This window comes from Leucobacter manosquensis, from assembly GCF_018304845.1.
Lineage (GTDB): Bacteria > Actinomycetota > Actinomycetes > Actinomycetales > Microbacteriaceae > Leucobacter > Leucobacter alluvii.
The window spans coordinates 142,675-155,027 of sequence record NZ_JAFEVO010000001.1; the positions used below are offsets into that span (position 1 = coordinate 142,675).

The following is a 12,353-nucleotide window of genomic DNA, read 5'->3' on the forward strand; positions in this document are numbered from 1 at the left end:
GTGGCTCTCACCGCATTCTCGACGAGCGCGAAGCAGGCCGATCAGGCCCCCCGGAAGCGCGGCTGGGTCGCGCTGGTGCTGCTCGCACCGGGCGTCGCCTACATGCTGCTCTTCTTCGTGGCCCCGTTCTTCCAGCTCGCGCTGACGTCGCTCCAAGCTCCCGCCGACGCCGGCGGGATCGGGCAGTACGTCGCTGCCGCCCAGTTCTCGAATTATTGGACCGCGCTGCAGGAGTACGGGCCGCACCTCGCGCGATCGTTCGTCTACGCGATCTCTGCGACGATCATCGGCCTCCTGATCAGCTATCCGCTCGCGTACCTGATCGGCGTGAAGGTGCGCTCGCGGCCGATGCTCCAGGGGATCCTGCTGATCCTCGTCGTCGCGCCGTTCTTCATCAGCTTCCTGCTTCGCACGCTCGCGTGGAAGGCGATCCTGCCGAGCGAGCTGGTGGGAACCCATTTCTCCGTCATCTTCGGGCTCGTGTACAACTTCATCCCGTTCATGGTGCTGCCGATGTACGCCTCGCTCCAAGCGCTCGATCTCAGGCTGCTCGAAGCCGGGTCCGACCTCTACGCGTCGCCTCTCACCACGTTCCGCCGGGTCACGCTCCCGCTCTCCATGCCGGGGATCGTTTCGGGGACGCTGCTCAGCTTCATCCCGATGTCGGGCGACTACGTCAACGCATCGCGCGAGTTCTTGGGCGGCACCTCCACGACCATGATCGGCAACGTCATCGAGTCGAACTTCCTGCAAACGCAGAACTATCCGATGGCAGCAGCGCTCTCGATCATCCTGATGGTGATCATCCTGGTGTTCGTCGCCACGTACGTGCGCAAGAGCGGGGCGGAGGATCTGCTGTGAAGCACTTCAGCCTGGGGAGGGCGTTCGTGCCCGTCATGAGCGCGATCGTTCTCATCTACCTCCTGCTCCCGATCCTGCACGTCATCGTGTTCTCCTTCAACGACTCCGGCCGCAACAACATCCTCTGGCGCGGCTTCACGCTCCGCAACTGGGAGAACCCGTGCGGTGCGCCGCAGGTGTGCACCGCCTTCGGGAACAGCATTCTCATCGGAGTCGTCGCCACCGTCGCGGCCACAGCACTGGGCACGATGATCGCCATCGCGCTCGTGCGCTACCGCTTCCGGGCACGATCGACGGTGAGTCTGCTGCTCTTCACACCGATGGCGACGCCCGAGGTGGTGCTGGGGGCCGGGCTCGCAGCGCAGTTCCTCCTCGCCGGAGTGGAGAAGGGCGTCGGCACGATCATCCTGGCTCACACGATGTTCTGCATCTCGTACGTCGTCGTCGCGGTGAAAGCCAGAGTGGCGAGCCTCGACCCGGCGATCGAGGAGGCCGGGCGCGATCTCTACGCGTCGCCCGGGCAGGTGTTCTGGCGCGTGACACTGCCGATGCTGGCGCCCGGCATCATCGGCGCCGCGCTGCTGAGCTTCGCGCTCTCCTTCGACGACTTCATCATCACGAACTTCAATTCGGGCACGGCGACGACGTTCCCGAAGTTCATCTACGTGTCGGCGCTCAAGGGGGTGCCCGCCCAGGCGAACGTGCTGGCGTCGATCGTGTTCGTGTCGGCGCTGCTGCTCGTGATCGTCGTCCAGATGGTGAACATCTCCAAGCGGAAGCGACTCGCTCGGGTGTAGCCGTCGGGCCGGGCGTGCAATTCGCACGTCCGGCTTGCGCGACAGCACCGCGCGGGTGCAGGATGTGTGCTTGGCGAATTCCTCGTCGCCGCAATAGGGCTGCCGAGCGGATTCTGGTCGTGCGACGCAGCTGCGTTCTTGAAGGAGAGAACATGACCGCTTTGTCTGCACCGGCCTCGTCGAACGGTGCTCGCCTCAAGCGGAGCCTCGGGCTCTGGGCGATCGTCGGCCTCGGCCTCGGCTATATGACCCCGACGGTGGTATTCGACACGTTCGGTCTCGTGGCGCGCGACACGAACAACGTCGTGCCCCTCGCGTACACCGTGGCTCTCATCGTCATGATCTTCACCGCGGTCAGCTACGGGAAGATGGCGGGAGCGATCCCCAGCGCCGGGTCCGCCTACACGTATGCGCGGGAGTCGATGCACCCGAACGTCGGCTTCCTGGTCGGCTGGACGGCGCTGATCGACTACATGCTGCTGCCGATGGTGAACTGCCTCATCGTGCGCAGCTATCTCGAGGCGTTCTTCCCGAGCATCCCTGGCGCCGTCTGGGTCATCGTCTACGTGCTGTTCGTCACGACGGTCATCTACCTCACCATGCGCGGCACGTCGAACGTCAACATGCTGCTGCTCATCTTCTCGATCGTCGTGATGGCCATCTTCGTCTTCATGGTGATCGTGCAGCTCGCCGGCGGCGCCGGCGAGAACGGCGTCGTGACCGTGAAGCCCTTCTTCCACAACGGCGTCGAGTTCGGAGCGGTGCTCGCCGGAGCGACCATCGTCTGCTTCTCCTTCATCGGCTTCGACGCCGTCACGATGTACGCGGAGGAGGCGAAGACGCCGAAGATCATGCCGAAGGCGATTCTGCTCACCGTGGTCATCGGCGGCGCGATCTTCCTCATCGCCGGGTACTTCACCCAGCAGCGCTTCCCGGACTGGAACGAGTTCGCCCCGGGCGGCGACATGCAGTACGTGGAGGACAGCACGCTCCCGATCATCGGCGACCTCGTCGGCGGCACGGTGCTCTCCGCGGTGCTCACCGCGGCCGGGTTCGCAGCGACGCTCGCATCGGGTCTCGCGTCGCACGCATCGGTGTCGCGCATGCTGCTCGTGATGGGCCGCAACAACGTGCTGCCGCAGAAATTCTTCGGATACGTGAACCCGCGCACGCACACGCCGACCTTCAACATCGTGCTCACCGGTGCCATCTCCCTGCTCGCGATCGCCTTCACGCTCGAGATGATCGCCGCATACATCAACTACGGCGCGCTGATCGCCTTCACCTTCGTCAACCTGTCGGTGATCGCCTGGTTCGCGATTCGCAAGGGGCGTCGCCGCACCCCGAAGGACATCTTCAACTACATCGTGATGCCGGTGATCGGTACGTTGCTCACCGGCCTCCTGTGGGTGAACCTCGACGGGCACGCGCTGCTCGGCGGCCTGATCTGGACGGGCCTCGGTTTCGTCTACTTGCTCGTCATCACGCGCGGATTCCAGAAGAAGGTGGCGTCGTTCGACGAGAGCCAGCCCGTCACCGGCTTCAACAAGGTGTCGGTCGACGACTGACTCCGGTGCGGGCGGAGCCCGTCGCGTCAGGCCGAGAGGGATTCCTCCTCGGTCGACGCGGCGGGCTTCGTCGTGCGGGGGCTCGTGTCGCGACGCCGGATCGCGCGGCCGCCGAAGAGGGGGAGCGTGATCGAGCAGAGCGGGCCGATCAGCGCGGCGAAGACGATGGTTCCGACGCCGACGTTTCCGCCGAGCAACCAGCCGATGAGCAGAACGGTGACTTCGACGGCGGTGCGGCCGATCCAGATCGGCGTGCCGAAGCGCAGGTGGATGCCCGTCATGAGGCCGTCTCGCGGGCCCGGCCCGAGGTTCGCGCCGATGTAGATGCCGCTCGCGACGGCGAGCAGGAGCAGCCCGATGGAGAAGTAGGCGACGCGCAGCCAGAATGATCCGGGTGTCGGGAGCAGCCACAGGCCGAGCTCGATGCCGGGCCCGACGAGCATGATGTTGAGCAGCGTGCCGATGCCGGGCTTCTGGCGCAGCGGCCACCAGAGCAGCAGCACGAGCAGCCCGATGATGTTGGTGAGAATGCCGATTCCGAGACCGGTCTGCATCGAGAGCCCCTGCGCGAAGACCGTCCACGGGTCGACGCCGAGTGCTGCGCGGATCATGAATGCGTCGGCGACGCCGTAGAGCAGGAGGCCGGGGATGAGGCGCGCGAATCGTCGGAGCATGCGAGCAGTCCACCTCATATTGGCATTGCCAGCAAGAGGCCAATTCGCATAGCGTGGCCTCATGAACGAGACGTGGACCGGGCAGCGCCTCAGCGCGCGCCGACTGACCGAGTTGCTCGGACGCTGGCGCGGGGCGGGGCACGGCTACCTCGAACTAGCCGACAGCGTGACGCTGCTCGTGCGCGACGGCCGCATCGTGCCGGGCACCACGCTGCCGGCCGAACGCCCGCTCGCGGAGTCGCTCGGGGTGAGCCGCACCACGGTGGCCGCGGCGTACCAGCGCTTGCGCGAGACCGCGGTCGTGCGCTCGCGGCGCGGCTCCGGCACCGTCGTGCGCGGCAGCGGAACGACGCGGGAGGGACTCTGGGCTGGCACGATCGGCGGAATCGACCTGTCGAGCGCGTGCCCCGAGCCGTGGAGCGGGCTCGCGGAACTCAATGCGCGCGCCGCGACGGAGCACGCTGCCGCGTTTCGGCTCATCGGCTACGACACACTCGGGCTCCCGGAGCTGCGCGCCTCGCTGGCGGAACGGTACACCGCGCGCGGCCTCCCCACGACGCCGGAGCAGATCATGGTGACACTGGGCGCGCAGCACGCCATCTTCCTGATCGCCCGCACCCTGCTGCGACGCGGGGATCGCAGCCTCGTCGAATCGCCCAGCTATCCGCACGCCAGAGAGGCGATCGCGGCGACGGGTGCGCTGCTCGCCGAGCTGCCGGTCGGTGGAGGCGGCATCGGCTCGCACGACGGGTACGACGCGTCGAGCATGCTGGAGATCGCAGAGCGCACGTCGCCGAAACTCGCCTATCTCATTCCGGATCACCACAACCCGACCGGCCTCCGCATGCCGGTCGGGTTGAAGTCGCGCCTGATCACCGCGCTCGCCGGTCAGGGTGCGTACATCATCGCCGACGAGACCACCGCTGAACTCTCGCTGGGGGAGCCGGTGCCCATCGTCCCGTTCGCGGCGCATGCCGAGCAGGAGCATCATCACGATGCGATTCTCACGGTGGGATCGGTCGGAAAGACGGTCTGGGGCGGCATGCGCGTGGGCTGGATTCGGGCTGCTCCCGATCTGATCGGACGCCTGGAGGCGGCGCGCCGCATCGGGGACCTCGGCACCGGAACGTGGGAGCAAGTGCTCGCACTCCACGCGCTCGAGCAGTACGACGACATCCTCGTCGAACGGTCTCACCAGCTCACAGCCCGCCATCGGTTCCTCGTCGAACGGCTGGCGGAGCGCGTTCCGGAGTGGACGCCCTCGCCGGCGGTGGGCGGAGTCTGCGTCTGGGTCGACATCGGCGAGCGCGCGAGCTCCCGGTTGAGTCGAGCCGCGGCCGAGCTCGACCTGCATCTGCCGCCAGGCCCGCGTTTCGGGAGCCCGGGCACATTCGAACGGTTCGTGCGCCTGCCTTTCTCGGCGCCGGAGGCGACGCTCGATGAGGCGGTGGATCGTCTCGCGCGCGCGTGGCGCAGCGGGGCGGGCGGTGCGGCGGCGCGGCCGTTCACGGAGGCCGTGATCTGACTCGAGCCCGAATACCGGCCCCCGGATCCTCAGCCGCGCAGAACTGCGACCACCAGCGTTGGCGATCCGGCGAGTAAGCTTGAGCACCATGCTCGATCTCGACTTCTCCGCCCGCATCCGCGCACTCCGCTCGACGTACGCAGACATCGCTGCGGTGCTGGATCTGCCCAAGCTCGATCGGGAGATCGCTGAGCTCGAGGAGCAGGCCGCGGCCCCCGACCTCTGGGACGATCCCGCAGCCGCTCAGAAGGTGACGAGCGGCCTCTCCCATCGCCAGGCGCGGGTGAAGCGCGTGCGGAGCGTCGAGCAGCGCCTCGACGACCTCGAGGTGCTCATCGAACTCGCCGAAGAGGCCGACGATGCCGATTCGGCTGCGGAGGCCGCGGCGGAGCTCGTCGCGCTCGAGAAGGTCATCCAGGATCTCGAGGTGCAGACGATGCTCTCGGGCGAATACGACGAGCGCGCCGCAGTCGTCACGATCCGCTCCGGCGCAGGCGGCGACGACGCCACTGATTTCGCCGAGATGCTGCTGCGCATGTACCTGCGCTGGGCCGAGCAGCACGACTACCCGACGAAGGTGCTCGACACCTCGTACGCGGAGGGCGCCGGCATCAAGTCCGCGACGTTCGAGATCGACGCGCCGTACGCCTTCGGCACGATCTCGGTCGAGGCCGGCACCCATCGCCTCGCCCGCATCAGCCCGTTCGGCTCGGCCGACAAGCGCCAGACGAGCTTCGCAGGCGTCGAGGTCATTCCGCTGCTCGAGGAGGCGACGGAGGTCGAGGTGCCCGAGAGCGACATCCGCGTCGACGTCTACCGATCCTCTGGCCCGGGCGGCCAGTCGGTCAACACCACGGACTCCGCCGTGCGCATCACGCACATCCCCTCCGGCATCGTCGTCTCGATGCAGAACGAGAAGTCACAGATCCAGAACCGCGCCGCCGCCATGCGCGTGCTCCAGACGCGACTGCTCCTGCTGCAGCGCGAGCAGGAGGCCGCGAAGAAGAAAGAACTCGCGGGCAGCATCACGGCGAGCTGGGGCGACCAGATCCGCTCCTACTTCCTGTACGGGCAGCAGCTCGTCAAAGATCTGCGCACGGGGCACGAGGCCTCGCAGCCGGAGGCCGTCTTCAACGGCGATCTCGACGGTTTCATCGCTGCGGGAATCCGGTGGCGCTCGCTCTCCAAGAACGACTGAGACCGCGACTGGGAGTTCACCCGAAGCGAGGCCGCACCAGCGCGCCTCAGCATCGCCCCGGGCGTCAGGGCGTACAGTCGTCTCGTCATGATCCTCTTCGAGAACGTCACCAAGAAATACCGGGGCACCGCGAAACCCGCGCTCGACGGTATCGACCTCAGGGTCGACCGCGGCGAGTTCGTCTTCATCGTCGGCGCCTCCGGTTCTGGGAAATCCAGCTGCTTGCGGTTGATCCTGCGCGAGGATCAGCCGAGTGCCGGGAAGATCCACGTGCTGGGGCAGGACCTCAGCAAGATCTCCTCGCGCAAAGTCCCGTACTTCCGCCGCAATCTCGGCACCGTCTTCCAAGACTTCCGTCTGCTCACGAACAAGACCGTCTACGACAACGTCGCCTTCACGCTGCAGGTCATCGGCAAGTCGCGCGGCTTCATTCAGGAGGCGGTACCCGACACGCTCGAGATGGTCGGTCTCGCCAATAAGGCGAAGCGGTTCCCGCACGAACTCTCCGGCGGCGAGCAGCAACGCGTCGCCATCGCCCGCGCTATCGTCAACAAGCCGGCGATCCTCATGGCGGACGAGCCGACGGGCAACCTCGACCCCGCGACCAGCCTCGGGATCATGCAGCTCCTGCGCGCGATCAACGCCGCTGGCACCACGGTCGTCATGGCGACGCACGAAGCGACCTTCGTCGACATCATGCAGCAGCGCGTCGTCGAGCTCTCGCAGGGCGTCGTCGTGCGCGACGAAGTGGGCGGCGGTTACGGCGAGACCGCTTCCATCCCCATCGCAGATCTTTCAGACGCGAGCGTGCAGGTGCTGCGCACCTCCGAGGCCGTGGTGCGTGCAGCACTCGCGCCCGAAATGCTCGACGAGGCCGCGCGGTCGGCGGCGGTGCAGGGCAGCGCGGAACGCGATCCGGCACTCATCGACGCCGCCGCAGAGGTCGTCGCGGCGGCAGCCCCCGATCCGCAGGTCGAGGAGCGGCACGATCCCGTCGCTCCGCCCGCGGAGCGCCCGAAGGAGGCCTCGGTATTCGAGGAGCCCCACCCGTTCGGCGACGATGACGCGGATCACGACGACATCGATGAGACGGTGCACGCGGACGGACCGCGCGGTCGCGCCATCCCGAGCTTCCTCGAGCCGGCCCAGCCCCTCGACCCGGTGCAGATGGCGGAGACCGGGAGCCTCGCCGAACGCCTCGGGTTGAAACGACCAGACGACGACCAGACAGATGTGGGGCCCGTGCGATGAGGGTGGGACTGGTACTGGGAGAGGTCTGGAGCGGCTTCCGTCGCAACCTCTCCGTGGTGATCTCGGTGGTGCTCGTCACCTTCGTATCGCTCACGTTCGTGGGTGCAGCGATTCTGATGCAGCTGCAGATCCAGCAGATGAAGACGTTCTGGTTCGACCGCGCTCAGGTCGCGGTCTACCTGTGTACCGACTACGACCAGAGTGCGACGTGCTCGGGGACGGATGCCGGGGAGGAGGAGATCGCCGCCGTGCAGGCCGCGCTCGATTCCGACACACTCGCTCCCTACATCGACGATTCGTTCTTCGTCGATCACGATCAGGCGTACGAGGAGTTCACGAAGCAGTTCGAGGGCAACCCGATCGTCGAGATCACGAGACCGGAGCAGCTGAACCAGACGTTCTGGATCAAACTGAAGGACCCGTCGCGCTCGGACATCATCCAGGAGACCTTCGCCGGCATCCCCGGCGTGCAAAGCGTCTCGGATCAGCGCAGTCTGCTGGATCGCATCTTCCTGTTCCTCGGCGTCGCGAGCTACACCGCCATCGCCATCGCCGGTCTCATGCTCATCGCCGCGATGCTCCTCATCTCGACCACGATCCGGCTGTCGGCGTATTCGCGCCGTCGGGAGATCGGCATCATGCGCCTCGTCGGCGCCTCGAACCGGTTCATACAAACGCCCTTCATATTGGAGGGCATCATCGCCGCACTCATCGGCGCGGTGCTCGCGAGCGCCGCATCCGTCGCGATCGTGAAGTTCTTCGTCCAGGGATTCCTGGCGACCGAGGTGCCGTTCACGAGCTACATCACGGTCGAGCAATCGCTCGTGGTGCCGCCGATACTCATACTCGTCGGCGTGGTGCTCTCTGCCATCGCCGCGAAGATCGCGATCACCCGCTACTTGCGGGTGTAGGCAAGCCGGAGATCGGCGCAGCGATCCGCGTTCTGCATCCCGCCGCGCCCGCGTGCGGCCTCGCAGAACGCGGATCGCCTGCGTACTGCCGGTGCGCATCGCGCTATGCTGGGAGGTCCGGCCGCGCGAGAGAGAGGATGTGCCATGCCCAAGGAGACCGGCGAGAAGCTGATCGCCTCGAACAAGAAGGCTCGGCACGAATACCAGATCCTCGACACCTACGAGGCTGGAATGGTGCTCACCGGCAGTGAGGTGAAGTCCCTCCGCATGGGGCGCGCCTCGCTCGTCGACGGATACGTCTTCATTGAGAACGGTGAGGCGTGGCTCGATGCCGCGTACATTCCCGAGTATCTGAACGGTTCGTGGACGAATCACGCGCCGCGCCGCAAGCGGAAGCTGCTGCTGCACCGGCAGGAGATCGACAAGCTGTGGCAGAAGACGCGAGAGGGCGGCATGACGATCGTCCCCCTGAAGATGTACTTCCTGGACGGCCGCGCGAAGGTCGAGGTCGCGCTCGCTCGCGGTAAGCGCGAGTACGACAAGCGGCAGACGCTGCGCGAGCAGCAGGACAAGCGCGAAGCCGAGCGCGCCATGCGCCAGCGCAACCGCATGGGCGAGTGACGCGCGTGGGAGGCGATGCTTCCCCGTCGCGGGTGCGCAAGTCGGCCGAGGTGCGTCGGGCCGAGATTCTCGCGGAGGCCGCCGCCATCGCCCGCCGCGACGGACTCGAGCGCGTGACACTCCGCGCGGTAGCCGAGCCGCTCGGGGTTCGTCCCGGCTTGATCAGCCACTACTTCTCCGCCGTCGAGGTCCTCGTCATCGAAGCGTTCGTGCTCGCGGTGACGGCCGAGCGCGATTGGCTGTTCGGCGAGGAAGATGCGCCGCTGGCGCAGATGTCAGGGTTCGTTCGGCGAGCCGAGAGCCAGGAGGCCGTCGAGCTGTGCCGTCTCTGGCTCAATGCGAGGCACCTCGCGCGGGCGGTTCCGAACCTCGCCGTCGCCATCGACGAGCAGGAATCCCTCGACCGGGCGCGGATGGTCGCGCTGATCGAGGCGGGAGTCGCGTCCGGTGCATTCCAGACGACCGACCCGGTCGGGGCGAGCACCCGCATCTACATGGCGGTCGACGCGATCGGCGTCTATGCGAACAACGCGTCACCCTTCGAGCATCCCGCGTTCCGGCACTTCGTGGCCGACGTCGCCGGGTGGAGCCTCGGTGTCGACCCGCGTGCGCTGCGAGCGGAATGAGCGAAGGGGGAGAGACTCGCCCCGCGTCGCCCGAGCTGGTAGACTGGACGTTCCGGTGATCCACCGGTGGAACCGGCCTTCGCGCCGGAACTGACAAGTCCACAGTGCATGATGCGAACGTCCCGACCGCGCCGGTATTCCGGTGCACCTACGGGGCCGATCGGTTTCGACACGTCGATTTTGAGACTGTGAGAAGCGGGCCGAGGACGCGGAGTTATCTCGTAAACGCCCTTCGCAAACCATAGGTGCCAACGTTAAGCGCACCGACTTCGCTCTCGCTGCCTAAGCACGAGACCGAGTCCGTCAGATCGGGTGAGCTTCCGCCCCGTTTTTCTGGCGTCATCTAGGAAGCTTGCTGGTACGTCGAGTCTCAGGGCGTATCGGGACTTTTTCTGAGGCTGGGCCTGTCGCACTAGGTGTTCGTGGCAAAGTGCGGGGCCGAGTAGAACGTTTTCACGAACTACGCTCGTAGAAGGCACGGAATCGTCGAAGTGGACCGGGGTTCAATTCCCCGCGGCTCCACCGATACGTTCGCATTATGCACTGGGTGTCGAGTTCGATGCTCGACGCAGCACGCGTGGCTCGTCCGCTCCGATCCTCGGAGCGCGCTCGGGTCGACGACTGCATCGCCTGCGCCGGGTCGCACCGGGCGCACGCGCCCGCCGCATCCCGCTCAGCGGACGCGGTGCGCTCATGCGCGGAAGACGCGATACGGTGGATCGGGGCTCTGAGCCCGATGCCGCATCGAGGCGGCGCAGGAAAGGAATGCAGCGGGACATGTTGAAATCTGGGGCGCAGCTCCCTCGCGAACACGGGCTCGAGCGGGCCCTCAGCAACCGGCACATCCAGCTCATCGCCATCGGCGGTGCGATCGGCACCGGGCTCTTCATGGGGTCCGGGAAGACGATCTCGGTGGCCGGTCCGTCCGTCGTGCTCGTATACATGATCATCGGCTTCATGCTGTACTTCGTGATGCGGGCGATGGGCGAGCTCCTCCTGAGCCGCACCGACTACCGCAACTTCGCCGATTTCGCCGGAGACATCCTCGGGCCGGCAGCGGCCTTCTTCCTCGGCTGGACGTATTGGTTCTGCTGGGTCGTGACGGGCGTCGCCGATGTCATCGTCATCGCCTCCGTCTACGTGAAGTACTGGTTGCCCGTACTGCCGACCTGGATTCCGGCGGTCGCCGTCATCGTGCTGCTGATGCTTCTCAATCTGCCGTCGGTGCGCGGATTCGGCGAGACGGAGTTCTGGTTCGCGATGGTCAAGATCGTGGCGATCGTCGCGCTCATCATCGCCGGCATCGTGCTCATCGCGACGGGCTTCACGAACCAGTACACGGACACCCACACGGGCGAGACGATCGAGGGGACCGCGTCGCTCATGAACCTCTTCACCATCGGCGGCGGCTTCTTCGGCGGCGGGTTCATGGGGTTCATCATGGGGTTCCAGATCGCGGTCTTCGCCTTCGTCGGCGTCGAGCTCGTCGGCACCGCCGCGGCCGAGACGCGAAATCCGGAGCAGAACCTGCCAAAGGCGGTCAAGGCGATCCCGATCCGCATCCTGCTCTTCTACGTCGGATCGCTCGTCGTGCTCATCTCGGTCGTGCCCTGGGTCGCGTTCAGTAAAGACGAATCACCCTTCGTCATGCTCTTCTCGCTGGCAGGCATCGGTGCGGCGGCGCATCTCGTGAACCTCGTCGTGCTCACGTCGGCGGCCTCGTCGGCGAACTCGGGCATCTACTCGACCTCGCGCATGGTCTACACCCTTGCGACGAGCGGCGATGCGCCGCGGGTGTTCGCCAAGCTGACGCGTGCGAAGGTGCCGCGCAACGCGCTGTTCTTGACCGGCGTTCTGCTGCTGAGCTCGTTGGTGCTGCTGCTCACCGGGCTCGACAAATCGGCCGGTTTCTCAGTGGTCACGACAATTTCGTCGCTCTGCTTCATGTTCGTGTGGACGATGATCCTCATCAGTTATCTGGTCTATCGCCGTCGTCGTCCGCACGAGCACGCGGCGAGCGCGTTCAGGATGCCCCTCGGCCGATCGATGCCGTACGTGGTGATGGCGTTCTTCGTCTTCCTGCTGTGGGCGTTCACGCAGGATCCCGAGACGCTGATCGGGCTCATCGCCACGCCGGTGTGGTTCATCGTCGTGGGGATCGGATATCTCCTGTTGCGCAAGAACCCGGAGCATGCGCGGCTGCGTGCGGATCACATGGCGAAGGCGGCTCAGGAGCGGCGGTCGGCAGTGGAGTGGCGGGCCGGGCGTCCGTGATACCCCGCGCCCGCCTCGTTCCTCCGCTGCGGTGACGCCGAGGTAGG

The 12,353-nt window shown here is 66.3% G+C and carries 11 protein-coding genes and 1 other RNA gene; 11 read left to right on the plus strand and 1 reads right to left on the minus strand.

Annotated elements, in window-relative coordinates; translation table 11 throughout:
- The 3 genes from JSQ98_RS00675 (at position 1) to JSQ98_RS00685 (ending at position 3,226) form a co-directional block, all read left to right on the plus strand.
- Positions 1-861 carry an ABC transporter permease subunit gene (locus JSQ98_RS00675; protein ID WP_090147742.1) on the plus strand — a complete coding sequence of 287 codons (861 nt, stop codon included), beginning with the start codon at positions 1-3 and terminating at the stop codon, positions 859-861.
- Positions 858-1,658: an ABC transporter permease gene (locus JSQ98_RS00680; RefSeq protein WP_211647912.1), complete on the plus strand. Its 801-nt coding sequence runs from the start codon at positions 858-860 to the stop codon at positions 1,656-1,658. Before JSQ98_RS00675 ends, JSQ98_RS00680 begins: the two co-directional genes overlap by 4 nt.
- 152 nt (positions 1,659-1,810) lie before the next feature.
- Positions 1,811-3,226, plus strand: coding sequence for an APC family permease (locus JSQ98_RS00685; RefSeq protein WP_090147747.1), 1,416 nt, complete (start codon positions 1,811-1,813; stop codon positions 3,224-3,226).
- Positions 3,227-3,252: 26 nt separating this feature from the next.
- Here JSQ98_RS00685 and yczE read toward each other — a convergent pair whose 3' ends face one another.
- Positions 3,253-3,900, minus strand: coding sequence for a membrane protein YczE (yczE, locus tag JSQ98_RS00690; protein ID WP_211647914.1), 648 nt, complete (start codon positions 3,898-3,900; stop codon positions 3,253-3,255).
- A 61-nt stretch (positions 3,901-3,961) separates the two neighbouring features.
- On the opposite strand from yczE, the gene yczR reads away from it, so the two are divergent.
- The 8 genes from yczR to JSQ98_RS00730 all read left to right on the plus strand — a co-directional run bounded on the left by yczR (position 3,962) and on the right by JSQ98_RS00730 (position 12,306).
- Positions 3,962-5,425, plus strand: a complete 1,464-nt coding sequence (yczR, locus tag JSQ98_RS00695) for a MocR-like transcription factor YczR (protein ID WP_090147753.1) — start codon at positions 3,962-3,964, stop codon at positions 5,423-5,425.
- Between the two features lie 88 nt (positions 5,426-5,513).
- A complete protein-coding gene (gene prfB / locus JSQ98_RS00700) occupies positions 5,514-6,623 on the plus strand; it encodes a peptide chain release factor 2 (protein ID WP_090147755.1) in 1,110 nt (369 codons plus the stop codon).
- Positions 6,624-6,710: 87 nt separating this feature from the next.
- Positions 6,711-7,874: a cell division ATP-binding protein FtsE gene (gene ftsE / locus JSQ98_RS00705; RefSeq protein WP_211647915.1), complete on the plus strand. Its 1,164-nt coding sequence runs from the start codon at positions 6,711-6,713 to the stop codon at positions 7,872-7,874.
- Entirely contained in the window at positions 7,871-8,785 is a 915-nt protein-coding gene (gene ftsX, locus JSQ98_RS00710) for a permease-like cell division protein FtsX (protein ID WP_090147760.1), read from the plus strand. The genes ftsE and ftsX overlap by 4 nt, the downstream gene beginning before the upstream one ends.
- 144 nt (positions 8,786-8,929) lie before the next feature.
- On the plus strand, positions 8,930-9,406 hold the full coding sequence (gene smpB, locus JSQ98_RS00715; RefSeq protein ID WP_090147763.1) for an SsrA-binding protein SmpB: 477 nt from the start codon (positions 8,930-8,932) through the stop codon (positions 9,404-9,406).
- A complete protein-coding gene (locus tag JSQ98_RS00720) occupies positions 9,403-10,032 on the plus strand; it encodes a TetR family transcriptional regulator (protein WP_346728693.1) in 630 nt (209 codons plus the stop codon). Before smpB ends, JSQ98_RS00720 begins: the two co-directional genes overlap by 4 nt.
- A gap of 152 nt (positions 10,033-10,184) precedes the next feature.
- Positions 10,185-10,557: a transfer-messenger RNA gene (ssrA, locus tag JSQ98_RS00725) on the plus strand.
- Positions 10,558-10,809: 252 nt separating this feature from the next.
- Positions 10,810-12,306, plus strand: coding sequence for an amino acid permease (locus JSQ98_RS00730; RefSeq protein WP_211647916.1), 1,497 nt, complete (start codon positions 10,810-10,812; stop codon positions 12,304-12,306).
- Positions 12,307-12,353: the final 47 nt, after the last annotated feature.